General features: G+C 67.7%; 22 protein-coding genes. 11 read left to right on the forward strand and 11 right to left on the reverse strand.

The window, feature by feature from the left end; genetic code table 11:
* Nucleotides 1-140: 140 nt before the first annotated feature.
* Genes EDC22_RS16050 through EDC22_RS16060 form a run of 3 tightly spaced genes read right to left on the reverse strand, consistent with a single transcriptional unit; the run spans nt 141 to nt 5,089 of the window.
* Nucleotides 141-3,386, reverse strand: a complete 3,246-nt coding sequence (locus EDC22_RS16050; RefSeq protein WP_132807695.1) for an efflux RND transporter permease subunit — start codon at nt 3,384-3,386, stop codon at nt 141-143.
* The gene (locus tag EDC22_RS16055; RefSeq protein WP_132807696.1) at nt 3,383-4,528 is read right to left on the reverse strand and encodes an efflux RND transporter periplasmic adaptor subunit; all 1,146 of its coding nucleotides are present in this window, start codon (nt 4,526-4,528) and stop codon (nt 3,383-3,385) included. Before EDC22_RS16055 ends, EDC22_RS16050 begins: the two co-directional genes overlap by 4 nt.
* A 15-nt stretch (nt 4,529-4,543) precedes the next feature.
* Nucleotides 4,544-5,089 (reverse strand): PadR family transcriptional regulator, encoded by a 546-nt coding sequence (locus EDC22_RS16060; protein ID WP_132807697.1) that lies wholly within the window; start codon nt 5,087-5,089, stop codon nt 4,544-4,546.
* Between the two features lie 278 nt (nt 5,090-5,367).
* Here EDC22_RS16060 and EDC22_RS16065 point away from each other — a divergent pair, with 278 nt between their 5' ends.
* Nucleotides 5,368-5,685 carry a hypothetical protein gene (locus EDC22_RS16065; protein WP_132807698.1) on the forward strand — a complete coding sequence of 106 codons (318 nt, stop codon included), beginning with the start codon at nt 5,368-5,370 and terminating at the stop codon, nt 5,683-5,685.
* Here the strand turns inward: EDC22_RS16065 and EDC22_RS16070 are convergent.
* Both EDC22_RS16070 and EDC22_RS16075 read right to left on the reverse strand, forming a co-directional pair.
* Nucleotides 5,654-6,034: a c-type cytochrome gene (locus EDC22_RS16070; protein WP_132807699.1), complete on the reverse strand. Its 381-nt coding sequence runs from the start codon at nt 6,032-6,034 to the stop codon at nt 5,654-5,656. The genes EDC22_RS16065 and EDC22_RS16070 overlap by 32 nt on opposite strands.
* A 178-nt stretch (nt 6,035-6,212) precedes the next feature.
* Nucleotides 6,213-6,683 (reverse strand): thioredoxin domain-containing protein, encoded by a 471-nt coding sequence (locus EDC22_RS16075; protein WP_207903805.1) that lies wholly within the window; start codon nt 6,681-6,683, stop codon nt 6,213-6,215.
* A 52-nt stretch (nt 6,684-6,735) separates the two neighbouring features.
* Between EDC22_RS16075 and EDC22_RS16080 the strand changes: the two genes are divergently transcribed.
* Nucleotides 6,736-7,473 carry a cytochrome c biogenesis CcdA family protein gene (locus EDC22_RS16080; RefSeq protein ID WP_132807700.1) on the forward strand — a complete coding sequence of 246 codons (738 nt, stop codon included), beginning with the start codon at nt 6,736-6,738 and terminating at the stop codon, nt 7,471-7,473.
* 213 nt (nt 7,474-7,686) lie between these two features.
* Here the strand turns inward: EDC22_RS16080 and EDC22_RS16085 are convergent, their stop codons facing one another.
* Nucleotides 7,687-9,570, reverse strand: a complete 1,884-nt coding sequence (locus EDC22_RS16085; protein WP_132807701.1) for a potassium/proton antiporter — start codon at nt 9,568-9,570, stop codon at nt 7,687-7,689.
* A 135-nt stretch (nt 9,571-9,705) separates the two neighbouring features.
* Here EDC22_RS16085 and EDC22_RS16090 point away from each other — a divergent pair, with 135 nt between their 5' ends.
* The 4 genes from EDC22_RS16090 (at nt 9,706) to EDC22_RS16105 (ending at nt 14,897) form a co-directional block, all read left to right on the forward strand.
* Entirely contained in the window at nt 9,706-10,887 is a 1,182-nt protein-coding gene (locus EDC22_RS16090; RefSeq protein WP_132807702.1) for a cell surface protein, read from the forward strand.
* A 182-nt stretch (nt 10,888-11,069) separates the two neighbouring features.
* Nucleotides 11,070-12,011: a DUF6384 family protein gene (locus tag EDC22_RS16095; RefSeq protein ID WP_132807703.1), complete on the forward strand. Its 942-nt coding sequence runs from the start codon at nt 11,070-11,072 to the stop codon at nt 12,009-12,011.
* 4 nt (nt 12,012-12,015) lie between these two features.
* Nucleotides 12,016-13,449: a coiled-coil domain-containing protein gene (locus EDC22_RS16100; RefSeq protein ID WP_132807704.1), complete on the forward strand. Its 1,434-nt coding sequence runs from the start codon at nt 12,016-12,018 to the stop codon at nt 13,447-13,449.
* A 95-nt stretch (nt 13,450-13,544) separates the two neighbouring features.
* Nucleotides 13,545-14,897, forward strand: coding sequence for a methyl-accepting chemotaxis protein (locus EDC22_RS16105; protein ID WP_132807705.1), 1,353 nt, complete (start codon nt 13,545-13,547; stop codon nt 14,895-14,897).
* On the opposite strand, the gene EDC22_RS16110 is transcribed toward EDC22_RS16105, so the two are convergent.
* The gene (locus EDC22_RS16110; RefSeq protein WP_165926946.1) at nt 14,894-15,985 is read right to left on the reverse strand and encodes an AbrB family transcriptional regulator; all 1,092 of its coding nucleotides are present in this window, start codon (nt 15,983-15,985) and stop codon (nt 14,894-14,896) included. The two genes, EDC22_RS16105 and EDC22_RS16110, sit on opposite strands and share 4 nt — an antisense overlap.
* A gap of 358 nt (nt 15,986-16,343) precedes the next feature.
* Here EDC22_RS16110 and EDC22_RS16115 point away from each other — a divergent pair, with 358 nt between their 5' ends.
* Complete coding sequence (locus EDC22_RS16115; protein WP_132807707.1) at nt 16,344-17,021, forward strand: GNAT family N-acetyltransferase; 678 nt, start codon at nt 16,344-16,346, stop codon at nt 17,019-17,021.
* A 5-nt stretch (nt 17,022-17,026) separates the two neighbouring features.
* Here EDC22_RS16115 and EDC22_RS16120 read toward each other — a convergent pair whose 3' ends face one another.
* Nucleotides 17,027-17,677, reverse strand: a complete 651-nt coding sequence (locus EDC22_RS16120) for a cation efflux transmembrane domain-containing protein (protein WP_165926947.1) — start codon at nt 17,675-17,677, stop codon at nt 17,027-17,029.
* 104 nt (nt 17,678-17,781) lie between these two features.
* Between EDC22_RS16120 and EDC22_RS16125 the strand changes: the two genes are divergently transcribed.
* From EDC22_RS16125 to EDC22_RS16135, 3 genes are read left to right on the forward strand one after another with little or no spacing between them, the layout of a single operon-like run.
* Entirely contained in the window at nt 17,782-18,537 is a 756-nt protein-coding gene (locus tag EDC22_RS16125; protein WP_132807709.1) for an SDR family oxidoreductase, read from the forward strand.
* A gap of 40 nt (nt 18,538-18,577) precedes the next feature.
* Entirely contained in the window at nt 18,578-19,552 is a 975-nt protein-coding gene (gene denD, locus EDC22_RS16130) for a D-erythronate dehydrogenase (protein ID WP_132807710.1), read from the forward strand.
* Between the two features lie 12 nt (nt 19,553-19,564).
* Nucleotides 19,565-20,194 (forward strand): dihydrofolate reductase family protein, encoded by a 630-nt coding sequence (locus EDC22_RS16135; protein WP_132807711.1) that lies wholly within the window; start codon nt 19,565-19,567, stop codon nt 20,192-20,194.
* On the opposite strand, the gene EDC22_RS16140 is transcribed toward EDC22_RS16135, so the two are convergent.
* From EDC22_RS16140 to EDC22_RS16150, 3 genes are all read right to left on the reverse strand, one after another.
* Complete coding sequence (locus EDC22_RS16140) at nt 20,148-20,519, reverse strand: AprI/Inh family metalloprotease inhibitor (RefSeq protein ID WP_132807712.1); 372 nt, start codon at nt 20,517-20,519, stop codon at nt 20,148-20,150. The two genes, EDC22_RS16135 and EDC22_RS16140, sit on opposite strands and share 47 nt — an antisense overlap.
* A 9-nt stretch (nt 20,520-20,528) precedes the next feature.
* Nucleotides 20,529-21,494: a 2-hydroxyacid dehydrogenase gene (locus tag EDC22_RS16145; RefSeq protein ID WP_165926948.1), complete on the reverse strand. Its 966-nt coding sequence runs from the start codon at nt 21,492-21,494 to the stop codon at nt 20,529-20,531.
* Between the two features lie 103 nt (nt 21,495-21,597).
* A complete protein-coding gene (locus EDC22_RS16150) occupies nt 21,598-22,506 on the reverse strand; it encodes a DMT family transporter (protein WP_132807713.1) in 909 nt (302 codons plus the stop codon).
* Between the two features lie 259 nt (nt 22,507-22,765).
* Here EDC22_RS16150 and EDC22_RS16155 point away from each other — a divergent pair, with 259 nt between their 5' ends.
* Nucleotides 22,766-23,455 carry a GntR family transcriptional regulator gene (locus EDC22_RS16155; RefSeq protein WP_207903806.1) on the forward strand — a complete coding sequence of 230 codons (690 nt, stop codon included), beginning with the start codon at nt 22,766-22,768 and terminating at the stop codon, nt 23,453-23,455.
* Nucleotides 23,456-23,474: the final 19 nt, after the last annotated feature.

The following is a 23,474-nucleotide window of genomic DNA, read 5'->3' on the forward strand; positions in this document are numbered from 1 at the left end:
CGTCGTCCCGGCCGGGGCGAAGCCGCGAGCCGGGATCCGCCCGCCTCTTGGCCGCCGATCCGCACTGCCGATCCCGGATCGACCGGCACGTCGGCAGTCAGCCCGGGATCACGTGCAGCTGCTGCATGCCGTCGGGTGTCCTATTCCGCGGCCTGAGGCAGGGCAGGGCGGGCGGGGGGAGTCCCGGCGACGGGCATTGCCTCGGCCGCTTCGACGTGCCGGCGCCCGCGCCAGGCCTGCCAGCGGTCGCGCCAGACGCTCGGCATCGCTAGCATGGTCGGGATCACGATCAGCGTCAGCACCGTCGAGAAGCCGAGCCCGAAGATCACCGCAGTCGACAGCTGCACCCACCAGATCGAGGTGATGCCGCCGACATGGATGCTTGGCGCGAAGAAGTCGAAGTTGATCTGCAGCGCCATCGGGACCAGGCCCATGATCGTGGTGATCGTGGTGAGCAGGATCGGGCGCAGTCGTTGGGCGCAGGACCGCAGCACTGCGTCGAGGCCGGACAGGCCGGACTCGCTTAGGCGGTTGTGGGTGTCGATCAGGACGATGGCGTTGTTGACGACGATGCCTGCCAGCGCCACCACGCCGGTACCCGTCATGATGACGGAGAACTTCTGACCGGTGACCAGCATGCCGATCAGCACGCCGACGACCGACATGATCACTGTCGAGAGCGTGAGGATCGTCTGGTAGAAGCTGTTGAACTGCGTCACCAGGATCACGAACATGATGAACAGCGAGGCGAGCGCCGCCTTGCCGAGAAAGTCCTGCGCCTCCTTCTGCTCCTCGTCGGCACCGCGGAAGCGGAAGGAGGTACCGACGGGCCAGTCCTGAGCGCGGAGCCAGGCCTCAAGCTCCCTCACCTTGTCGTCGGCCAGATAGCCGTCCTCCTTGACGACGTTCGCCTTGACGTCGATGGCATAGCGACCGTTCTGCCGCGTTATCGACGACACCTTCGGTTGCGCCTCGCGCTGCACGAAGTTGCGGATTGGCACCATGCCGGCCGGCGTCGAGATGCGCAGGGAATCGAGCCTGTCGAGGTTGCGCTCGGCCTCGGGCAGCCGCACCCGGATCTCGATCTCGTCCTCGGAATCGTCCGGGCGGTACTTGCCGACCAGGATGCCGTTGGTGACGAGCTGGATCATGCCGCCGACCGAGGCCACGTCGGCACCGAACCGGCCGGCTTCCTGACGGTCTACCGTCAATTTCCACTCTATCCCCGGCAGCGGGCGCGAATCTTCGATGTCGCGCAGCCCCTCGACCTCGGTTTCGAGATGCCGGCGGACCAGATCCGCGGCCGCCTTGACCTGCTCGTAGTTGCTGGACGTCACCTCCAGACGGATGTCCTTGCCTGTCGGTGGTCCTCCCTCGACCTTGCGGATCTCGACGATGATGCCTGGGATCGGGGCGGTTCGCTCGCGCAGTTCGGCGAAGATCGCCTGCGACTTGCGACGGCAGCAATAGTCGGACAGTTCGATCAACAGCTCGCCGATCACGTCGTTCGGCTTGTCCTGGACCCCGCCGACCTGCGGTCCGCCGGCTCCGGCCTGGCCGATGGTGCTGAACACCGTCTCGATGCCGTCGATCTCGAGGATCTGCCGCTCGGCCTCCAGCACCAGGTCGCGCTGCTCGGCGGCCGATAGGTTGCCGCGTCCGCGCACCAGAACGACGACCTGCTCCGGCTCCTCCTCGACGAAGAACTCGACACCGGCATTGTGGCGGCCGAAGGCGACGAAGACCCCGACACAGACCACGAGCGCGCCGGCAATCACGGCAAGATTGCCGAGCGGGTGGCCCGCCGCGATCTTCAGGAAACGCACATAGATGCCGGTGAACCCGCGGATCTCCCGATAATCGACCCGCGAGGTGCCAGCAAGCTTGCGCGCCTCGTCCATGTCCTCGGGCCTTGCCGAGGTCTTGCCGAAGATGCCGCCGAGCACCGGCAGGAAGATCATCGCGGTGAACAGCGCCGCCGTCAGCACGATCACCACCATGATCGGCAGATAGCTCATGAACTCGCCGGAAACCCCGGGCCACAGCAGCATGGGCAGGAAGGCAGCCAGCGTCGTGGCGGTCGAGGAGAAGATCGGCCAGAACATCCGCTGCGCCGCGAGCGTATAGGCCTCCTTGCGATTCAGGCCTTCCGCCATCTTCCGATCGGCGTACTCGACGATGACGATCGCCCCGTCGACGAGCATGCCGACTGTGAGCACCAGGCCGAACATGACCATCATGTTCACCGTCATGCCGAGCAGCGAGACGATCAGGAAGCCGATCAGGAACGAGGTCGGTATGGCGAGCCCGATCAGCAGCGCCGACCGCATGCCGAGTGCGGCGACGACGACGATCATCACCAGCGCGATCGCGGTCAGGATCGACGATTGCAGCGAGCCCTGCACCTCGTCGATGAACTTCGACATGTCGAGCGTGAAGCCGATCCGGATGGTCTCCGGCCAGTCCGCCGTCTCCTGGGCGACGACGCGGCGCACCTCGGCATTGTTGGCGATGATGTTGGTACCGAGGCGCTTGACGACCTGTATGGCGATGGCAGGTTCGCCGTTGAAGCGGCTGAATGCGGTGGCATCGTGGAAGGTGCGCCGGATCTCGGCAATGTCGGACAGGGTGACGACGGCGTCGCCCTCCACCTTGACCGGCAGCCCGTAGACGTCCGCGGCCTCCTGGAACAGGCCGGGAACCTTGACGTTGAACTTGCCGGCGCCGCGATCGAGGAATCCCGCCGGGATCAGCTGGTTGTTCCGCGTGACGGCCCGGATCAGCTGCTCCTGCGATACGCCGTAGGACTCCAGCCGGGTCGCGTCGATAACGACTTCGAGCAGTTCCTCGCGATGCCCGACAAGGTTGGCCTCGAGCACGGTCGGGATGCTTTCGATCTCGTCCTTCAGGCGGCGGGCATGCTGCAGCAGCGTCCGTTCGGGGACATTGCCGGACAGCGTCACGACGATGGTCGGGACCAGACTGAAATTTGTCTCGATGACCTGCGGCTCGTCGGCTTCGCTGGGCAATTCCGCCCGGGCCTCGTCGACCTTGGCGCGGACATCGGCCAGGGCCTTGTCCTTGTCGAAGTCGACGGTGAACTCGAGCAGGATCGCGCCATAGCCTTCCGAGGCGATTCCGGTGATCTCCTTCAGCCCGTCGAGACCGCGCAACCGTGTCTCCAGCGGCCTTACCAGCAGCCGTTCGGCATCCTCCGGCGAGATCCCCTGCTGGGTGACGTAGACATAGAACACCGGCACGTCGATGTCGGGGTTGGCCTCCTTGGGAACACCGACATAGGCCATCGTGCCGGCGATGATCATCGCCACCAGCAGCGTCAGGACGGTGCGCGTGCGCCCGAGGATCCCTGCGAGGGCCTGCATCATCGCGCCGCCTCCGTGGTCGGCTCGGCATTTTGGGCGGTCTCGAACACCGGCTCGACGGTCTCGCCGTCGCTGACGTAGTTCTGTCCCACCGTGATGATGGTGACGCTGTCGGGGAGACCCGAGACCCAGACCTTACCGTCTTCGCTGCCGAGGATATGGACCGGTACGAAGGCGACCTTGTTGCCGTCGACGATGGTGCGCACGCCGATCACGCCGGAGTCGTCGAGCGCGAGGATCGCGGGGCTGAATCGGTGCGCCAGCGCCGTCTCGGTGTCAATGAACAGCTCCGCCGTGACGCCGTCACGCAGTTCGCCGTCAGGATTGGGAACCGACAGTTCGATGCGGAAGGTGCGGGTGGCCGGATCGGCCGACGGCGCGATGTAGCTGAGCGTGCCGTCGACCGTCTGGCCCGTTACCAGACGCGCCCGGCCCGGCATGCCGGGCTTCAGCTTGCCGACATCGCGCTCTGAGACCTGCGCGACGACGAGCATCGGATCGTGCGCGACGACCTCCGCGCAAACGTCGCCGACATTCAGCAGCATGCCGATCTCGGCCGGACGGGTCTCCACCACGCCGTCGAAGGGCGCAACGATGCGGGTACGCGCGAGATCGAGCTGTCTTTCGTGGAGATCTGCCCTGGCGGCGTCGAGGGCCGCCTTGGCGGCACGGACTCGAGCCTCGGCGGCGTACCCCTTGTCCTGCAGGCGGCTCGCCCCCTCGAAGTCGAGCGCGGCCTGTGCCACGGCCGCTTCGGCGCGCAGCACATGCGCCTCGCGGCTGCCAGCTTCGATCCGGCAGATCACCTCTCCGGCCTTCACCGGGTCACCCTGGCGGACCAGCACGTCCTCGATCAGGCCGGATGTCTGTGCCCTGAGCAAGACGCGCTGATCGGCCTCGGTGCGGCCTCGCACCGACAGCGTCGCGGTGCGCTCGGTGGCGGTCAGGGTACGGGCGCGCACCCGGAACGGACGGTCCTGATCGGCCGCCGGTACTGCCTGCGACGCACCGGTTGCCGGCGAGACTTCCTGGCTGCTGTTCGCCGCGGACGGATCGCCCTGGCCGCCGATGATGATCTCGCCCGAAGCGAGCCAGCCGGCGATTGCAAGGGTGATGATGCCCGCCCAGATGTAGGAGGTACGCATGATGCTGTTCCACGTCTATTCGGCGGCTTCCGCGCCGAGCGCGGTGCCGGCGATGGCGACGAGTTGCGGGCCGTGTCGGTGCAGATAGTCGAGGCACTGCTCGTGGCAGGCGATTCCATAATCCAGCGCCCAAACCGACCCCGGATGATCGCAGTCGCTGCGCGCGGCGCGCAGGTCTGCGAGGGCCTTCTCCATCTCGGCAGTCCGCTTCGCCACCAGTTCGGCCATGTGGCGGGGCTCCACATACTCCGCGCAGGTGGCGACGAGCAGAAACTGCGACTTGAACAGGTCGGGCGCGACGGGCTGGTGCAGCGCCTCGATGAAGGCGCGACGGCCGGCCGGGGTGATCGAATAGACCTTGCGGGCCGGTTTGCCCGGCGCGACCTCGTCACGACATTCGACCAGCCCCTCCTCGGTGAGGCGACTCAGGGCCGGATAGATCGCGCCGAAGCTCGCGTCGACGAAGTAGCTGAAGTCGCCGTCCATCGACTGCTTGCGGATCTCGTATCCGGTTGCCTCGCCGAAGTTCAGGATGGCGAGGCACAGGGTACGCACGTTCATCGTCGGTTCTCCAACCTTGCCGGACTCGACCGTGTCAGCATATTCGATTATTAATATACATAACGAGCATATGCTTTCTCGACATATAGAGTGGCCCCGGTCGTGTCAATGTCGTGCCCGTGCGATGCGACCGTTTGACCGCTTGCGAACGGCGCCATTCGCCATACGAACGGGAGGCGTCGTCGGACCGGTTTCCGGACAGAGAGAGGCGTGCGATGACGAAATCGGCCGGGCCGGGAGCTTGCGGGAGGGCACCGCGCCCGATGCGGCGCCTGCCTTTGCTGGTGCGCTTCCTGTTGCTGAATGCCGCGATCGGGAGCGCGGTGGCGCTGATCGTTGTGGCGGGGCTGCTCGCCACCGACGCGGTTTCGCTGGCTGCTCTGGTCTTCGCCGACGAGAACCCGGCTGTGGCGATCGGGCTGCTGATCGTCGGGTTCGTGATCACGTTCGGCAGCGCCGCGATGGGCGCCGCCATCATGGGCTTGCCATACGAAGAGCCCGGCGGGTCGCAAGGCCGCCGGGCGGTTGCGGAACAGGTTCCGCTGCGACCGCTGTCGGTCGCTGCTATTCGGAGAACTGGCGCAGATAGGCGATGACGTCGGCCACCTCGTCGTCCTTCTTGAGGCCGGCGAAGGCCATCTTGTTCTTCGGCACGAAGTTGCGCGGATCCTTGAGATACTGGGTGAGGGTGTCGTCGTCCCACACCAGCCCTTCCTCTCCGGCAGCCTTCATCGCAGCCGAATAGTTGAAGCCCTCGACACTGCCGGCGGTGCGGCCGAAAAGGTCGTTCAGCTCCGGCCCGACCTTGTGCTTGGCGCCCTCTCCCACGTCATGACAGGCGCGGCACTTCTTGAACACGTTCTCGCCCTTCGCCGCGTCTCCCTCGGCATGGGCAGGCAGGGCGAACAGGACGCCCGCGAGCGCCGCCACGATCAAGCGTTGCATGACTTCACTTCCTCCTTGTTACCGGTCCCGCGGATCGGGATTGCCGGTCTCCACCTGATCCCCCGGCCCCGCGGACGGGCGGCAGGCAACGAACAACGGTATATCGGGGTAGCCCGCCCCAAAAGCATACGACAAATGTACGCATCGGGCGCGGCGGGGTTGCCGCGGCCGTGCGACATCATTCGGCCGTTGCGGTGGCGGCAGCCGTGGGGTCCTGCCGGCCGGGCGGGGCAGGCCGGTCCCCGCGTCGGGATGACTCAAGCTCGCCGAGCAGCCCGTCGAGCTGCACCCAGAACGCCAGACGGCCGGGATAGCCGGTGATCCGCCCGACCTCGCGGCCCTTGTCGACCAGCACGAAGGTTGGCGTGTAGCGGACGCGGCCGGCGAGCTCCAGCCGTTCGGGTAGCGGATCGGCGCGCAGGTCGAACCGTCTGAGCGGCGCGATCGCGGCGGCCGGCGAGCCTGGATAGTCCGGCCCGACCTCCGCCTCCCATCGCGCGCACCACATGCAGCCCGGATCGTCGAACATCAGCAGTTCGGCCGCCGGTAGCGGCGTTGCCATCACGAATGATAGAGCGAATGTGAGGATACGGGCCAGCATGGCATGTTGCGGCGAAACGCCGTCCCCGGTAATCCGACGCCTCGCCATATATACCACCTGTGCCGGTGATGGACGATCCGGCCTTCGGGAGGCAGGCTGCATGGACGTGGAGGTGACGATCGGTGGCGCCTTTCTCGCAGGGCTGCTGTCGTTCGTCTCGCCCTGCGTCCTGCCGCTGGTACCGCCCTATCTGTGCTTCCTGGCCGGCACCACGCTCGACCAGCTCACCGGCGAGCAGGGCGAGCGGGCGCCAAGGCTGCCCGTCTTCCTCGCCGCACTCGCCTTCGTGCTGGGTTTCACCACCGTATTCGTGATGCTCGGCGCCAGCGCCTCGGCGATCGGCCGCACGGTGATGCAGCATCTCGACCTGTTCGGCTACATCGCCGGGGCGATCATCATCATCATGGGCCTGCATTTCCTCGGGCTGTTCCGCATCGGCCTGCTGCACAGGGAGGCGCGCGTCCACGTCGCCGCGCGGCCGGCCGGCATCGCCGGCGCCTATCTCGTCGGACTCGCCTTCGCGTTCGGCTGGACGCCCTGCGTCGGCCCGGTGCTCGCTGCCATCCTGTTCGTCGCCGGCACGCGCGATACGGTTGGCGACGGGGCCGTTCTGCTCGGGATCTATTCGCTCGGCATCGGCCTGCCCTTCGTACTCGCCTCGCTGTTCGCCGGACCCTTCATCGGGCTGATGCGGCGCTTCCGCGCCCATATGGGCAAGGTCGAGAAGACGATGGGCGTTCTGATGGTTTTGACCGGCATCATGTTCCTGACCGGTCAGATGGCAACCATGTCGTTCTGGCTGCTCGAGAAGTTTCCGGCGCTTGGCCAGATCGGCTGAGCCGCGTTCAACCGTGGCTGCAGAACAGCGCGCGAGCGAGCCTCGGCAGCGTCTCGCGGATCGTGTCCTCAAGCGCACGCCGATCGCTCGCGACAGGATCTGAGCCCTCCGGCCTTGTCAGGGGCAGGGCAGACGATCGGCGGGTGCGGCGCGCGGAGATGGCCGACAGGGCACTGCGCTCGCATGCCGACGGGCAAGCGAACAGGTCCGACCTCAGCGGGCCGCGGGCGGTTGCGGTGTCCGCTCGTCGGGTCGGGGACCCTGCCGCGCCTGTGGCGCCGGCGCCGGCCTTGCGGGTCCGGCGCGTCGGCCCGCCCGTCCGCGCCACAGCTTCAGCATGTCGTCGAGGGTGAGGAACAGCGGTAGCCGCCGCCGCGGCGTATCGATCTGGCCCAGGCTGATCCCGACGGTCGCAATGTTGCCGGCATCGTCGACGTCACGGACGATCAGCTCCAGCGGGCCGCATTCGAGCCGGTCGCCCCGATGCGCCTCGCCGGCCAGATGCTCTACCATGAACTCGGCGAGCGTCTGATCCGGATGCGACGGTTCGATCGGGATGTCGTACTGGCGGGCGACCTCGCCGACAGGAGCGTCGGCCTCGAGCGCGAAGTCCCCGAAGTAGTCCTTGTCGCTCGGGCCGAGCGCCACGGCGCTGGCGAACAGGCGGTCGAGCAGCTTGATGTGGCGGGGCGAGGCGAAGATGTAGACGAAGTCGCCGGTGCGGGGTGGGCCGGCCTCGTGCTGGCTCATCGACCGACCGTCGCGCACGACCAGGGCCGGACGCGCCCAGCGCGGAATGCGCTCGCCGCGGGCCACCGGGCTGTCCTCGACGATGTGGTAGACGACGAGTTCGTGCGACGCCCGGCCGGGCAGTTCCAGCTCGACCTTCTCGACCGGCCCGATCTCGGGGGGTACCACCAGCCCCAGCCATCGCGCCACCGGTCGGATCGTCCAACCCTGAACGACAAGCGAGGTCAGCACGACGATGAAGGCGATATTGAAGAAGGCCTGACCGACCGGGATGGCCGCGATCATCGGCAGGATCGCCAGCAGGATCGAGACCGCGCCGCGCAGGCCAACCCAGGAGACGAAGGCGGTTTCCTCGCGCGAGAAGCGGAACGGCAGCAGGCACAGCCACACGGCCACCGGCCGCGCAATCAGGATCAGGAACAGCGCGATGACAATCCCCTGTACCGCGATCCGGCCGAATTCGGACGGCGTGGCGAGCAGACCGAGCAGGAGAAACATCACGATCTGGAACAGCCAGGTCAGCCCGTCCTGAAAGCGGCGCAGCAGCGGCATGGCCTGCCGGCCGAGGTTGCCGGTCATCATGCCGGCCAGGTACACGGCCAGGAACCCCGACCCGTTGAGCAGGCTGACGATCGCGAACAGGAACAGCGCCAGTCCAAGCACGATGACCGGATAGAGACCGGGTTCGAGCTTCAGACGGTTCACGGCCCGCGCGATCAGCCAGCCTCCGGCGATGCCGAACACGGCGCCGAAGCCGATCTGGAACAGGAAGGCGTTGAGCAGCGTCAGAGCGGGGGCATCGACCTCAGGTCCGGCGAGGATCAGGTCGACGATGGTTGCGGTGAGGAACACCGCCATCGGATCGTTCGAGCCCGACTCGACCTCCAGTGTCGAGCGGACGCGCTCGCGGATGTGGATGCCGCCGACGCGGAGCAGGAAGAACACCGCGGCGGCGTCCGTCGAGCTGATGATCGCCCCGAGCAGCAGCGAGGCGAGCCAGCTCAGCCCGGCGACATAGTGGACGAGCGCGCCGACGAGGCCCGTGGTCAGCACCACGCCGATCGTGGCCAGCACCAGCGCGGGTCCCGCCGCCCTCTGCGCTGTCTCGAACCGGGTATTGAAGCCGGAATCGAACAGGATCACCGCGAGCGCGACCGATCCGATGAAATAGGCGACCGGCGCATTGTCGAACTGTATGCCAAGCCCGTCCTCGCCGACCGCAAGGCCGATGCCAAGGAACAGCAGCAGCAGCGGTGCGCCGATTCTGAAGGCGATCAGGCTGGTGAGCACCGCAAGGATCAGCAGTGACGATGCCAGCAGGATTACGAGGAGCGGCAGTTCGAACATTTGCCCCCTGGGCCGTACGGTGAGCGCGACGGTTCGTCGGAAATGACGGGCGAAGACCTATCATGGCGGGTTCACGTAGCGGATGCTATGAAATCGGCGAAGCTGTGGCCACGTGGCCGGCGATGGGAGGCAGGAATGCAGGAAGCGACTGCGCCGACACCGATGCAGTATCTCGATCGAGCGATGGGCGCGCTTCGCGACATCGGGCTTGCCCCCAGAGAGGGCGAGACGGCGCCGATCATGGCCCTTCTTGAGAAGATCTCCGACCTCGAACCCGACAAGGTGGTGGTCATCGCCCGTACCCTCCAGCAGGCCTCGTTCTTCAACGAGGTCGTTCGCGAGCAGGTCGCGGCGATGAATGTCGGCGAACGCTACGAGCAGGTGACCCGCGCCTTCGATTCGATCCGCAACGACGCGAAGTCGATGGTCGACAAGCTTGCTGACGGGCGCATCGATACCTGGGAGCGCCTGCAGACCGTCTGGATGAAGGTGCGCCGGGGCGACATTGCCCAGCGCTTCGACGACATCAAGAAGACCTATCTCGACGTTGCCCGCGACACCAAGGACCAGATCGCCCGGGAACAGACGATCCTCGAAGCCTATCGCGACTTCCGCGGCGCGCTGAAGAACTCCGAAGTTCTGGCGCTGGAAGTACTGAAATCGGCGCAGCGCCAGCTGGACAGCGCCAGGGCGGCGCTGCACGAGGCGTCGAACGCGGTCGAGGCGGCCGCCGGTGCCGACGCCGAGGCGGCAGAGCGCGCCCGGCTCGAGCTTGCCCGCGACGAGAAGATGCGCGCGATGCAGTACGAGGACAAGCGCTACCAGATCGCGAAGGATCTCGCCGACAATCTGACCATCGCCTACAACACCTCCGAGGTGATCATGGCTCGGCTGATGCAGACGATGAGCGCCAAGGAACGCATCTACGCCCAGTCCGTGAGCTTCTTCTCGACCAACGAGACCGTGCTGACGGCGCTGAAAGCCTCGTTCACCGGTCTGTTCGGACTGCATGAATCGACCAAGACGCTCGACGCGATGAAGGAGGGCATATCCAGAAGCCTGGAGACGCTCGCCGAAATCGGCGATCAGGTTCAGGAGGCGGCCCTGAGGGCCGGTTACGGGCCGACGGTTCGCGCCGATGCCGTAAAGATGCTGGTCGATTCCGTCATCGACTTTCAGGAGCGATCGGCCGAGATCATCGCCGAGATGCGCGAGCAGGCGACGCGAAATTCGGCCGAGATTCGCGAGGCGGTTGAGGACGGCAAGCGCCGCCTCGCCCGCCTCGCCGCCGAGGGTAACGCGCTGACGGCGGCGTGAATCGTGCTGGACGTCGAGGAACCGCCGTCCGGGAACGCGGCGAAGCTCAGTGCGTCGTGGGTCAGCCCGGACGGCCGTCGGGCCGATCCGGGATCGGGAGGGCGTCGCCCTGCCGTAGAGGCATCCCGATCCCGGCTCGTCTTTTCACTGCGGCCGCGATGACGAGCTACCGGAGATGAACGATGGCCGCCGATACCGCAGCCGCGACCCAAAGGCCACTCGGCGACCTGATGCTGGCGATGGACGTCGTCGACACGCTTCGCCACCGCGAGACCCTCGTCGCGCGCGAGCTGGCGGACGAGGATCGTGATGCCCGGCTGATCGAGCGTCTGCGCGAGATCTACCGGGCGCAGGGCATCGAGGTGAGCGACGCGATACTCGCCGAGGGTGTCAGGGCCCTGAAGGAGAGCCGGTTCGTCTATTCTCCGCCCGAGGACGGATTGCAGGTCCGGCTCGCCAGGCTCTACGTCCGGCGCCGGGTCTGGGGGCGTCGCCTCGGCACGCTCGCGGCTGTCCTGTTGCTCGCCGCCGCCGCCTGGCACGTGTTCGTCACCATGCCGTCCGAACGCCGTGCCGAGGCACTGCATGTCGAGATGACGCAGACCCTGCCGCGCGCGCTGGAGCACCTCGCCGGGCACGTCGCCGCAATGACCGACGTCGCGGACGCGCTGCGCCAGGCCGAGGCCGCGCACGCGGCCGGCGAGCAGGCGCTCCAGGTCGGCAATGTCGAGGCCGCCCGCAAGGCCGTCGCCGAGCTCGAGGCGCTCGAGGCGCGACTTGCGCAGGAATATGTCCTGCGCATCGTTTCCCGGCCGGGCGCGACGAGCGGCCTCTGGCGCATTCCTGATGTCAACCAGGAGGCCCGCAACTACTACCTTGTCGTTGAGGCCCTCGACCGCAACGGGCGGCCCTTATCGGTTCCGATCACCAATGAGGAGACCGGCGAAACAGGCATGGTCAGCCAGTGGGGGGTGCGGGTGCCGGAGACGACGTTTGCCCGTGTCCGGGCCGACAAGGAGGACGACGGCATCATCCAGAACGACATCCTCGGCGCCAAGCGGCGGGGGCATCTGGAGCCCGTCTACATGATGCCTGTCTCCGGCGGCGCGATCACGGACTGGTAGGATCATGGCCGACGGGCGCGCGACATTGCAGCGTATCGATCGCGAGATCGCCGCGTTGAGGGCCGAGGAGGCAGAGTACGCGGCCCGGGTGGCGGAAGTGACCGACGGGCTCACGCGGCTGCGCAACGAGGAGATCGACGCCTATCGCGAGCTCGCCCGGTTCCGTCTCGACGCAGAGCAGGGCCGCAGGATCGGCGGTGCGCTGGAGGCCGCCGAGGCCAGGGCGCGGCGGATGCTGGCGGAGCGCGAACGGGCGCTTGCCGAATACGGTCGTCGGGTCGAGGAGGTGGCGGCCCGAGTCCGCGAGCTCGAGGCCGAGCGCAGCCGGCTGGCGGCCGAACTCAGCGCCCGCCACGCCGAGGTCGACCGCGCCGACGCCGCCCTGATCGAACGCCTTGCCCAGACCGACGACTACAATGCCCGACTGGCGGCCGTGGAAGCTGCCCAACGGATCGCCGTCGAGGCCGAGCGGAAGGCGGAGCTCGCCGCCGCCGACCGCCTCGCCAAGGGGCAGCCCTACGAGGCGGATACGCTGTTCATGTATCTCTGGAACCGCGGCTACGGCACCCCGGAGTATCGAGGCCGAGGGCTGATCCGCGCCCTTGACGGCTGGGTCGCCGGTCTCGTCGGCTACCAGGCTGCCCGGGCCAACTACCAGATGCTGACGGAGATTCCGCTGCGCCTCGGCGAGCATGCGCAGCGCGCGCGGCAGGCGGCGGAGGCTGCGGCGGCGGAACTCGATGCCTACGAGGCCGAGCAGCGCCGCGCCGCAGGCATCCTCGACATCGAGGCCGGCGCTGCCGCTCTGGATGAGCGGATCGCGGCGATCGCCGAGGATCTGAGGGCCGCCGACGCGCAGCGTGACGAGCTGGAGACGGCCCGGTCGGCACTGCTGCGCGGCGAGGACGAGACGAGCCGGGCCGCCATGGCGACGCTGATCGAGGCGCTGCGGGCCGAATCGCTGCCCCAGCTGCGCCGCGAGGCGCTGTTGACGCCCGATCCCGCCGACGAGGCCATCGTCGACCGGCTCATGCGGCTCGATGACCGGATCGCCGACCTCGAGGAGGAGCAGCAGCGGCGGCTGCGGTTGCAGCAGGATCTCGAGGCAAAGCGCCGCGACCTCGAACAGATCCGCGGCCGCTACGTCGCGGAGGGTTTCGACGACCAGCGGTGGGAGTTCGACGACCGCGTGATCGAGGAGATGCTCAGGGCGCTGCTGCGTGGTGCCATGGCCGGCGCGAATCTGTGGAAGGGGCTGCGCGGCGCCGGCCGATACACGCCGCCGAGTCGTCCGCCGAGCCGGGGCGGCACCAGTCGCGGCGGCCCGGTCTTCCAGCCAACCGCGCGGCCGTCTCCGGCGCCGCGGTCCCCAGGCGGCTTCCGCACCGGCGGCACGATCGGCCGTGGCGGCGGGTTCAGGACCGGCGGGCGGTTCTGATCGCAGGGCTCGTCATTATCCCGCGATTAACCATTTCAATGTGATTGTCGCCTCCGCGGCTGCCAGACAGTGCAGCCACATCTGGGGAGGGGTGAATGTTGAAGCGCGTTGCCGCTGGCGACGTCATTCGTTCTGGGAATCCGGTCAGCGACGAGGTCAAGGAGTACATCCGCCGTCTTGCCGAGGGTGATTTCACCGCGGACCTCGACGTGGGCGACGACGAGCTCCGCCAGCTTCTTGCCGATCTCGGCAAGAAGCTGGCGCAGCGCTTCGCGAACCTGACCGACCGGATCGTGTCGACGGCAATCCAGGCCGCCGAGGTCGGCGTTCTCGACGCCGAACTGGTCCGGCCGATCAATCAGACCGAACAGGCGATGCAGGGCATGGCGTCGGCCGTTGAGGAGATGGCCTCTGCCGTGAAGGAAGTGGATCAGTCGTCCCAGCGGGTTGCCCGCACCGCCCACGGGGTTCGCGACGTCACGGCTGCCAGCGTCGCGCAGGTACATGCCGCGATCGGTTCGTTTCAGCGCCTCGCCGATCTGGTCAATCAGGCGACCGGCGACGCGGCCGCGCTGGGCGAGGCCTCGCGCGAGATCGGCGGCATCATCAAGTCGATCGAGTGGATCGCCAACCAGACGCGACTGCTTGCGCTGAATGCGACGATCGAGGCCGCACGCGCCGGCGAGGCCGGCAGAGGCTTCGCCGTCGTCGCCAGCGAGGTCAAGAACCTTGCCCAGCAAACCGCGCAGTCGACCGAGAGCATCCGCAACCATATCGACGCGCTGTCGCAGCGGGTCGACAGGATGACTGCCGTCATGTCGGAAGGCGCCGCCATTGCCGAGGAGGGACGCCAGGGCATCAACCGCCTCGGCAGCGAGATCGACGCTGTCGGCCGCAGCATCGACGGGCTTGCCGGCGAGATGGCGGATGTGGCGCAGGTCCTCGCCCAGCAGTCCAGTGCCGTCCAGGAGATCGCCGCGAACATCCATCAGGTCTCCGAGATGTCGGGACGTAACCGCGAGCTGGTAGACCGGCTGGCCAAATGCACCGACGGCCTGAGCTCCCACATTGCCGGCGCGATCGGCGACCTTGCAGCCTGCAACTTCCCGCACAAGGTAGTTACCCTCGCCAAGGCCGATCACGCGATGTGGAAGCAGAGGCTGATGGCGATGGCCGGCGGCATCATCAAGCTGCGACCCGACGAGCTTTCCGACCACCATTCCTGCCGGCTGGGCAAGTGGTATTACGGGCCGGCGGCTGCTGCCTACGCATCGCAGCCCGCCTTCCGCGAGCTGGAACACCCGCACCGGCTGGTCCATGAGCATGGCAAGGCCGCCGCGCGGCTGTTTGCGGAAGGCAAGCTGGACGCCGCCCTGGCCGAGATCGCCCAGGTCGAGCAGGCCAGCAGGGACGTTCTGCGGCTGTTGGACCGTCTGCGCGCCAGCTAGCGGCGCGGCAGGTTCGGCCCGCGCGTGGAGATCAGACGCCAGACCAGCGGCATCAACCCCACGGCAATGAAGATCCGGGCGATGTGGTGTGTGGCGACGAACGCCACCCCGGCGTTGAGGGTAAGCGCGATCAGGCTCATCTCGGTCACTCCGCCCGGCGCATAGGCGAGCACCAGCGCCGTCAGCGATTCGTCGACCAGGCCGGAATGATACAGGCCGAGTGACACCGCCATGGTGACTGTCAGCATCGCCAGCGTCGCGGTGGCCGAGGCGCCGAGCGCCTTCCCGACCGCCCGGATCGACAGTCCGGCGAAGCGGGCGCCGAGCGCCGAGCCGACGACGACCTGCGCTGCGAACACGATGACGGGTGGCGGCGCGGCTTCGGTCAGGCCGAGCCCGTGGACGGTGGCGCTCAGCACGAGCGGGCCGGAGATCTGGGCGCCGGGCAGCTTCACCGCCGATCCGGCGAAATAGCCGACGAGGGCGCAGGCTGCGAGGATCGCGATGTCGACGAGTTCGATCTCCCAGCCGCTGGCGACGTCACCGATCGCCCGGCTCCCCACCGGACCGTAGATCGCCTCCATGACGAACGGGATGGTCAGCACCGCCATCAGGATGCGGCAGAAATGGATCAGCGAGATCATCCGGCCGTCGCCGCCCGCGCCCTCCCCGATGATCGCCATTTCGACCAGCCCGCCAGGGACGGCAGCAAAGAAGGCGGTCGTCCGGTCGAAGCCGAACAGGCGGCGGTAGATCTGAAAGACGAGCGCCGCAGCGATGCCGACGAAGGCGATCAGCGCCAGCAGGGTGATCCACCAGTCGCCGATGCCGGACACGACCTTTGGCGTGAAACCCGCGCCGAGCATCACCCCGATCACCGGTACCATCGAGGTGCGCAGCCACATCGGCACACTGACGCCGTGCCCGCGGATCGAGACGCCTGCGATCCCGGTTGCGCCGACGAGCAGCATCGGCCCCATCATCCAGGGCAGCGGCAGCCCGATGCGCGCGGCGACCCAGCCGCCCAGCGTTCCCAGCAGGAGCGTTGCGACGGTCCGCGCCGTTGCAGTCAGCGCAACGGGCGGCATCGCGGAGCGGGAACACCAGGGAAGGGCATGGCATCGCTTTAGACCGGCGGGTGCGCCGCGGCAATCGGTTGCCGCGCATCGCTGCCATTCCGCCAGGGCAGACAAGGGTCTGTTGATCGCAACACCTTGCAGCGTTGGCCGACCCTCCGGAGGACGCCGCGTTGTTGCCGAGCGGCCGGGCGCTGGCACGCTGCCTGCCAGCCTGTGATCGCAACCCGGTCGGCCGATTGCTGCTGCGCCGTGCCGAGACCCGCAGGGCTGGGACTCGAGAGTGGCCCGACGATACGCAAAGGCCTCGCATGGCCACGCGAAAGATGCGAGTGGAGTGGCGAACACGCGAATCCTTGGCAGCGAACCCATGAGCGAAGATCTGTCCGGCTGGAACCCGCGGCCCCGGCCGCCGCGCACCGCGATGCAGGGGCGGCTGGTACGCGTCGAACCCTTCGATGTCGGCTGTCATGCAGCCGACCTGTTCGACGCCTACCGGCTGGACGCCGCGGGCGAGCTGTGGACCTGGATGGGATACGGGCCGTTCGCCGATCTCGCGGCCTATCGCAGCCATGCGGAACGGATCATGACCGGCGACGACCCCCTGTTTCACGCGATCGTCGATCTTGCGACCGGACGCGCCACCGGCGTGGCGAGCCTGCTGCGCATCACGCCGGAGCACGGTGTCGTCGAGGTCGGTCACCTTGCCTATGCGCCGTGCCTGCAGCGGACGGCCGGCGCCACCGAGGCGATGTATCTGATGGCGCGGCGGGTGTTCGACGAACTCGGTTACCGCCGCTTCGAGTGGAAGTGCGATTCCCGCAACCTACCGTCGCGCCGCGCTGCCGAGCGGCTCGGCTTCCGCTTCGAAGGCGTGTTCCGCAAGCACATGATCGTCAAGGGCGGCAACCGCGACACGGCCTGGTTTGCCATCACCGACGACGAATGGCCCGGGCTGCGGCAGGCGCTGGAGCGGTGGCTCGATCCGGCGAACTTCGACGCGCATGGCCGGCAGCGCCGGAGTCTTGCCGCGATCCGTTCCGCCTGAGCCGGCTACATCACCTCGCGCTCGGCTCGCCACATCGCCCTGAGCAGCCTGACGATGCCGAGCAGGTTCAGCACCGCGATGATCACGCCCGCCGCGACATCCGGCCAGCGGTGCAGGAAATCGACGATGGCGAGCGCCGCCAGAATCACGCCGAGATCGGCGGCGAAGTCCCAGCGGGTCTGCCGCCAGGTCCAGCTCACGTCGTCCTCGGTGTGACGCAGCACGCGGAGCCGCCAGGCGGTCATCACGTTGACGACGAAGGAGATCAGCGCCACCGCGATCATCAGCCAGGGATTGGGCACCCGCCCCACGCCGAAGGTATGGAAGGCGATCAGGACGATGAACACGAAGGCGAAGGCGGCGAGCACCGCGACCACCACCGCCGCGATCCGGTAGAGCCGGCGCGGCCGTCCGCCGAGCAGCAGCACGGTGCCCGACTGCGCGGCGTCCCGAAGCGAATCGATGGCGATGGCGAGCAGTGCAACCGACCCGATCATCAGGCCGACGAGCGCCTCGAAGCCGGCCAGCACAAGGCTCGCGACCCCGGCGAAGCGCAGCGCGGCGGCCTGCGCCTCGCCGGCAGGTTCCAGCAGGGCATCGCCGGCGTCCGCCGCCGGAACGGCCTCGTTGGCCAGCGGATCGAGTTGGTCGGTCACCCTGTGAACTCCATTGTCCATCGTATACGCAGTTGCGCGGCGGGTTGGGAGAGTCTAACGCTTCCGCTCGACCGGCACGAGACCGGCGATGCAGGAGGTTCGACATGGCGGGACGCCTTCAGGGCAAGGTGGCGGTGATTACGGCGGCTGCGCAGGGTATCGGACGGGCGAGCGCGATCGCCTTCGCCCGCGAAGGCGCGCAGGTGATCGCCACAGATATCGACGAGGCGGGAGTGGCCGAACTGGCGGGGGAGGGCGTTGCGGAAACCGCCCGGCTCGATGTCCGCGACACCGCGGCGGTCAACGCGCTCGCCGCCCGCCTCGGCCGGATCGACATCCTGCTCAACTGCGCAGGCTACGTCCATCACGGCACCGTTCTCGATTGTTCCGAGGAAGACTGGGACTTCTCCTTCGACCTCAACGTCAAGTCGATGCACCGCACCATCCGCGCCTTCCTGCCGGGCATGCTGGAGAAGGGCGCCGGCTCGATCGTCAACATCGCGTCGGGTGCCGGCTCGGTGCGCGGTATACCCAACCGCTATGTCTATGGCGCCTCGAAGGCCGCCGTGATCGGCCTTACCAAGGCAGTGGCCGCCGATTTCATCCGCCGCGGCATCCGCTGCAACGCCATCTGCCCGGGGACCATCCAGTCGCCTTCGCTGAACCAGCGTATCGCCACGCTCGCTGCCCAGACGGGGCAGGATGAGGCGACGGTGCGCCAGTCCTTCATCGACCGGCAACCCATGGGTCGCCTCGGCACGGCGGAGGAAGTGGCGATGCTCGCCGTCTATCTCGCCTCGGACGAGGCATCCTACACAACCGGCCAGATCCATCTGGTTGACGGCGGATTTGCGCTGTAGCGCGAGGCCGGCCCTTCACGAGACCTTGCAGGAGAGGCACATGCACGTACTCATCACCGGCGGCGGTGGGATGATCGGCCGCAAGCTCGCCGAGCGCATCGCGGCCGACGGAACGCTGAATGGCCGCGAGGTGACGCGATTGACCCTGCAGGATGTTGTCGAGCCGGCGAAGCCGGCCGGCGCGGCCTTTCCGGTCGAAACGCGGGTCAGCGATCTGTCGCAGCCGGGCGAGGCCGACAGCCTGCTGGCCGGCAGGCCCGAGGTGATCTTTCACCTCGCCGCAATCGTCTCGGGCGAGGCGGAGACCGACTTCGACAAGGGGTACCGGGTGAACCTGACCGGCACCTGGGCGCTGCTGGAGGCGATCCGCAAGGCCGGACATGCGCCGCGCCTCGTGTTCTCCAGCTCGATCGCCGTGTACGGCGCGCCGTTCCCCGAGCCTATTCCGGACGACTTCTTCCACACCCCGCTCACCTCCTACGGTGCCCAGAAGGCATGCGGAGAATTGCTGCTGGCCGACTATACGCGCAAGGGGTTCGTGGACGGCATCGGCATACGCCTGCCGACGATCTGCATCCGCCCGGGCAAGCCGAACAAGGCGGCGTCGGGCTTCTTTTCGGGCATCCTGCGCGAACCATTGGCGGGCATCGAGGCCGTCTGCCCGGTGGACGAGGGGGTGCGCCACTGGATGGCGAGCCCGCGCGCGGCGATCGGATTCATGCTGCACGCGGCCGGCATTGACGGCGCGGCGGTGGGCCCGCGCCGTAACCTGTCGATGCCGGGTCTGTGCGTCTCGATCCGGGAGATGCTCGATGCCCTGCGCCGGGTCGCCGGCGACCGCGTTGCGGACCGGGTCCGTTTCGAGCGCGACGATTTCATCGCGAGTATTGTCTCCGGCTGGCCGCAGAACTTCGACGCCAGGCGCGCCGTCGAACTCGGCTTCCAGGCCGACCCGGACTTCGATACGGTCATCAGGCTCCACATCGAGGACGAACTCGGCGGCAAGATCGCCTGAGCCCCTCGCCGGATGTCGGTCGCCCTGAATCATGTGGTGCCGGACGGCTACGCCGTGCATGGCCATGCCATCGTATCTGCCGACGACTTCATCGCTGGCCCGGACGGCCTGACGCCGCCCGAACTCAGGAACGAGGCCGATTGGGAGCGCTTCCAGGCGGCGCTGGATGCGGCTGTGGTGACCGTGCTCGGCCGGATCGGGCACGAGGCCAATCCCAACCAAAGGCGTCGCCGCAGGCTGGTACTGACCTCGAGGGTTGCCGCGCTCGAGCCCGGCGAGCACTGCCATTTCTGGAATCCCGCTGGCCTGCCGCTCGCGGCGGCGCTGGCCGCGGTCGCGCCGGGCGGCGGGATCATCGCCGTTCCCGGCGGCCAGCCTGTCTTCGACCTGTTCCTCGCGATCGGCTACGACGCCTTTCATCTCGCCCGTGCCGAGACGGTACGACTCGGTGCGGGAACGCGGCTGTTTTCCGGCCTCGGGCCGGGTCTGACGGCAGTCGATCGGCTGGCCGGAGCCGGGCTGTCGGTGGCGGCGACACAGACGCTCGATTCGGCGGCAGGCGTGACGTTGACGGTGTGGCGCCGCCCGCCGGGCATCACTGCGCCGGGGCGAGATCGAGTTCAGGCTGCCGGCCGGAGGTGATGAAGACGATGCTCTCCTCCTCGTACTTCATCTTCAGCACGACCTTGCCGGCAGCATTGAGAAATACGAGCGTGTTCGGCGCATCGATGCGCCAGGCCGTGGCCGAGGCGATCGAGCCGTCGACCGCGCGGCAGTCACCTGCCCCGTCGAGCCGCCGGGCATCATGGTCCATCAGTTCGTCGCCAAGCGTCAGCTGGCAGGAATTGCCGTCCGCGCGGCTGAGCACCCACAGGCCTTGCGATTCGTCCATCAGCGCGAAATCGGGCTCGGCGAGAAGGGCGGTGGTGGACGCAAGCAGAAGGACGGCGGCGAAGGCGGCGCGCATGGGCTGACCTCAGGTTGCGGGGACCGGCGTTTCCGGGACCGGCGTGAGCGGCTTGCCGGTCTCGAAATAGGAACGGATGTTGTCGACCACGAGCTGGCCCATGCGGTTGCGAGTGTGGACGGAGGCCGAACCGACATGCGGCAGCAGTACCACGTGGTCCATCGCGATGAGTTCGGCGGGCACGTGCGGCTCGTTCTCGAATACGTCAAGTCCGGCCGACAGGATGCGCCTGTCCCTGAGTGCCGCGATCAGCGCCTGTTCGTCGACGACGCTGCCACGGCCGACATTGATCAGGATTCCGTCCGGCCCGAGGGCATCGAGCACGGCGGTGCTGATCATGTGCTTCGTCTCGGCGCCGCCTGGCGCGACCGCAACCAGCACGTCGACGTCGCGCGCCATTGCGACCAGGTCCGGGTAGTAGCCGTAATCGACGTCACGTTGCTCGCGGCGGCCATGATAGACGACGGGCACCCGGAAGGCATCCAGCCGCCTGGCGATCGCCTTGCCGATGCGGCCGAGACCGACGATCCCGACCCTGCGGTCGCGCAGCGACGGCGTCAGCGGGAAGGCGCCTTCGCTTGCCCACTTGCCGGCCCGCAGCCAGCGCTCGGCCTCCGAAAGCCTGCGCACCGTCATCAGGATCAGACCGAGGGTCGTATCGGCCACTTCCTCGGTGAGAACATCGGGCGTGTTGGTGACGATGATGCCATGCTGGCCGGCCCACCTGGCATCGACGGTGTCGTAGCCGACCCCGAAATTGGCGACGATCTTCAGCTTGGGCAGGCGGCTCATCAGCGCTCCGTCGACCGGCGTGTGCGGCCCGACCGCTATGGCCTCGATCTTGTCTGCGACGGCGTCGAGAAACCGGTCCCGGTCCTTGGCCTCCCAGAGGCGGTGGACCTCATAGGCCGAATCGAGCTGCTCCATCACCATCCGCATCAGCGGCCCGGTCATCAGCACGTGCCGTTTCGTCATTCGGGGATCCTCTCCGTCCTTGTCGTCTGGTCGATGGTTGGTCTGGCACGGGCGCAACCCTAGCCCAAGCGGGCACCATGTGCGAGATGGTCGCGAGGCGGGATCATGTCCCGGTGCTACCCTTCACCTTGCGCTCGCGGAACAGCAGATAGAGGCCGGAGGCAACGACGATGGCGGCGCCGATGACGTTCGCCACGCCGGGAACATGTGCGAAGACGAGGTAGCCGAGGATCGTCATCCAGACGATCTGCAGATACGCGAATGGCGAGAGGATCGGCGCCGGCGCGTGGCGATGCGCGTTGATCAGCAGCCCATGCCCGACGAACCCGAAGATGCCGGTTGCCGCCATCAGGCCGAGGGACAGGGCGTCCTGCGGCCAGATCCATACGAATGGCATGGCCGGTAGCAGGATCAGGCAGCCGACCAGCGAGGCATAGAACTGCTGCACCGGATTGCCGTCGGTCGCCGCCAGCATGCGCGTGGTGATCGCGTAGAACGCGTAGCAGATGACGCTGGCGACCGAATAGAGCATCGGCCACCGGAACCCGGCGAGACCCGGCTGGGTGACAACCAGGACACCGATGAATCCGACCAGAACTGCCGCCCAGCGCCGTGGCCCGATCCATTCGCCGAGGATGGGGCCGGCGAGCACCGCGATGAGGAACGGCGCGGCGAAGGCGATCGCGACGGTCTCGGACAGCGCCAGATAGCGCAATGCCATGAAGTTGAAGAAGGTCGAGCCGAACAGCGCGATGCCGCGCAGCACCATCAGCACGGGCCGCTGCGTCCGCCACAGACGCGGCAGCCGCGACGGGCCGACGGCGGCAATGGTCAGCGCCAGGTGCCCGAGATAGCGCACGAACACGACCTGCATGGCCGCGTACTCGACGACGAGCAGCTTGGCGGCGGTGTCGAGTCCCGAGAAGCACACGCCTGCCAGGCACATCAGCAGGATACCGCGCAGCCGCAGCCGCCGCTCCTCGCTCTCGGTGAGGCCCGTCGGGGCAGTCATGCGGGGACCCGCCCGCGCGTGCTGCCGCGGAGCGGGCACGGCAGTCCCGGGACAGATGGGAGGCTGACAATCACCACGAGCGGCACGGATCCGTCGGAGCGGGGGGTGGGGTAATGCGGCCGGACAGCTTCGACTCCTCGAGATTGATCCGCAGCATGGCGTGCCGCGTCAAGCAGTAGTAAGGAATGCGACATACGCGTGCGATGCATACTTTGCTGATGGGCGGGACATGGCAGCCGGAACTGGACGGCGGCGTCGCGTGAGCGTACGCGCCGCAGAGCAACGCATCGAAGAGGGCTCGCAGCGCGCCCGCGCCTACCACGAGATTCGTCGCCGGATTCTCGCCAACGAGCTACAGCCTGGCGTCCAGATGCTCGAGACCGAGGTGGCCGATCTGCTCGGCATGAGCCGTACGCCGGTGCGCGAGGCGCTCATCAGGCTCGCCGAGGAGGGCCTCGTGGAGGTCCGTCCGCGCCATGGCATGCGGGTGAAGCCCGTCTCTCCGCAGGACATGCGCGAGATCTACGATGTGCTGACGAGCCTCGAGGCGACCGCCGCCGCGCTGGCGGCGCGCAGGCCCCTGTCGGGCGAGGAGTTGGCCGGTCTCGAGGCCGCGGTGGCCGAGATGGACGAGGCGCTGGAATGCGACGACCTCAAGCGCTGGGCCGAGGCGGACCAGCGCTTCCACGATCTGCTGGTGATCGGATCCGGCAACCGCCGCCTGCAGGACATCGTCGGGACCCTGCGTGATCAGGCCCACCGTGTCCGCATGGCGACGCTCGCTCTGCGGCCGAAGCCGGTGGAGTCCAACAACGATCATCGGGCCGTGGTGGAGGCGATCCGTCGTGGCGACGCGGAGGCGGCCTGGCGTGCCCATCACGACCATCGCTCGCGCTCCGGGCGGATGCTGGTGGACCTGCTGACGCGGCTGGGTGTCGGCGGAATCTAGGACGCAGCGTCGGTGCCGT

The organism is Tepidamorphus gemmatus, from assembly GCF_004346195.1.
GTDB classification, from domain to species: Bacteria; Pseudomonadota; Alphaproteobacteria; order Rhizobiales; family Tepidamorphaceae; genus Tepidamorphus; species Tepidamorphus gemmatus.

What these genes read in the sequence shown, in the direction of transcription:
- EDC22_RS16135 (WP_132807711.1), top strand. Translation starts at nt 19,565, where the DNA reads ATGTCGGTCGCCCTGAATCATGTGGTGCCGGACGGCTACGCCGTGCAT.
- EDC22_RS16075 (WP_207903805.1), bottom strand. Translation starts at nt 6,683, where the DNA reads ATGGCGAGGCGTCGGATTACCGGGGACGGCGTTTCGCCGCAACATGCC.
- EDC22_RS16060 (WP_132807697.1), bottom strand. Translation starts at nt 5,089, where the DNA reads ATGAACGTGCGTACCCTGTGCCTCGCCATCCTGAACTTCGGCGAGGCA.
- EDC22_RS16100 (WP_132807704.1), top strand. Translation starts at nt 12,016, where the DNA reads ATGGCCGACGGGCGCGCGACATTGCAGCGTATCGATCGCGAGATCGCC.
- EDC22_RS16145 (WP_165926948.1), bottom strand. Translation starts at nt 21,494, where the DNA reads ATGACGAAACGGCACGTGCTGATGACCGGGCCGCTGATGCGGATGGTG.
- EDC22_RS16085 (WP_132807701.1), bottom strand. Translation starts at nt 9,570, where the DNA reads ATGTTCGAACTGCCGCTCCTCGTAATCCTGCTGGCATCGTCACTGCTG.
- EDC22_RS16090 (WP_132807702.1), top strand. Translation starts at nt 9,706, where the DNA reads ATGCAGGAAGCGACTGCGCCGACACCGATGCAGTATCTCGATCGAGCG.
- EDC22_RS16055 (WP_132807696.1), bottom strand. Translation starts at nt 4,528, where the DNA reads ATGCGTACCTCCTACATCTGGGCGGGCATCATCACCCTTGCAATCGCC.
- EDC22_RS16150 (WP_132807713.1), bottom strand. Translation starts at nt 22,506, where the DNA reads ATGACTGCCCCGACGGGCCTCACCGAGAGCGAGGAGCGGCGGCTGCGG.
- EDC22_RS16080 (WP_132807700.1), top strand. Translation starts at nt 6,736, where the DNA reads ATGGACGTGGAGGTGACGATCGGTGGCGCCTTTCTCGCAGGGCTGCTG.
- denD (WP_132807710.1), top strand. Translation starts at nt 18,578, where the DNA reads ATGCACGTACTCATCACCGGCGGCGGTGGGATGATCGGCCGCAAGCTC.
- EDC22_RS16070 (WP_132807699.1), bottom strand. Translation starts at nt 6,034, where the DNA reads ATGCAACGCTTGATCGTGGCGGCGCTCGCGGGCGTCCTGTTCGCCCTG.
- EDC22_RS16105 (WP_132807705.1), top strand. Translation starts at nt 13,545, where the DNA reads ATGTTGAAGCGCGTTGCCGCTGGCGACGTCATTCGTTCTGGGAATCCG.
- EDC22_RS16110 (WP_165926946.1), bottom strand. Translation starts at nt 15,985, where the DNA reads ATGCCGCCCGTTGCGCTGACTGCAACGGCGCGGACCGTCGCAACGCTC.
- EDC22_RS16095 (WP_132807703.1), top strand. Translation starts at nt 11,070, where the DNA reads ATGGCCGCCGATACCGCAGCCGCGACCCAAAGGCCACTCGGCGACCTG.
- EDC22_RS16050 (WP_132807695.1), bottom strand. Translation starts at nt 3,386, where the DNA reads ATGATGCAGGCCCTCGCAGGGATCCTCGGGCGCACGCGCACCGTCCTG.
- EDC22_RS16115 (WP_132807707.1), top strand. Translation starts at nt 16,344, where the DNA reads ATGAGCGAAGATCTGTCCGGCTGGAACCCGCGGCCCCGGCCGCCGCGC.
- EDC22_RS16140 (WP_132807712.1), bottom strand. Translation starts at nt 20,519, where the DNA reads ATGCGCGCCGCCTTCGCCGCCGTCCTTCTGCTTGCGTCCACCACCGCC.
- EDC22_RS16125 (WP_132807709.1), top strand. Translation starts at nt 17,782, where the DNA reads ATGGCGGGACGCCTTCAGGGCAAGGTGGCGGTGATTACGGCGGCTGCG.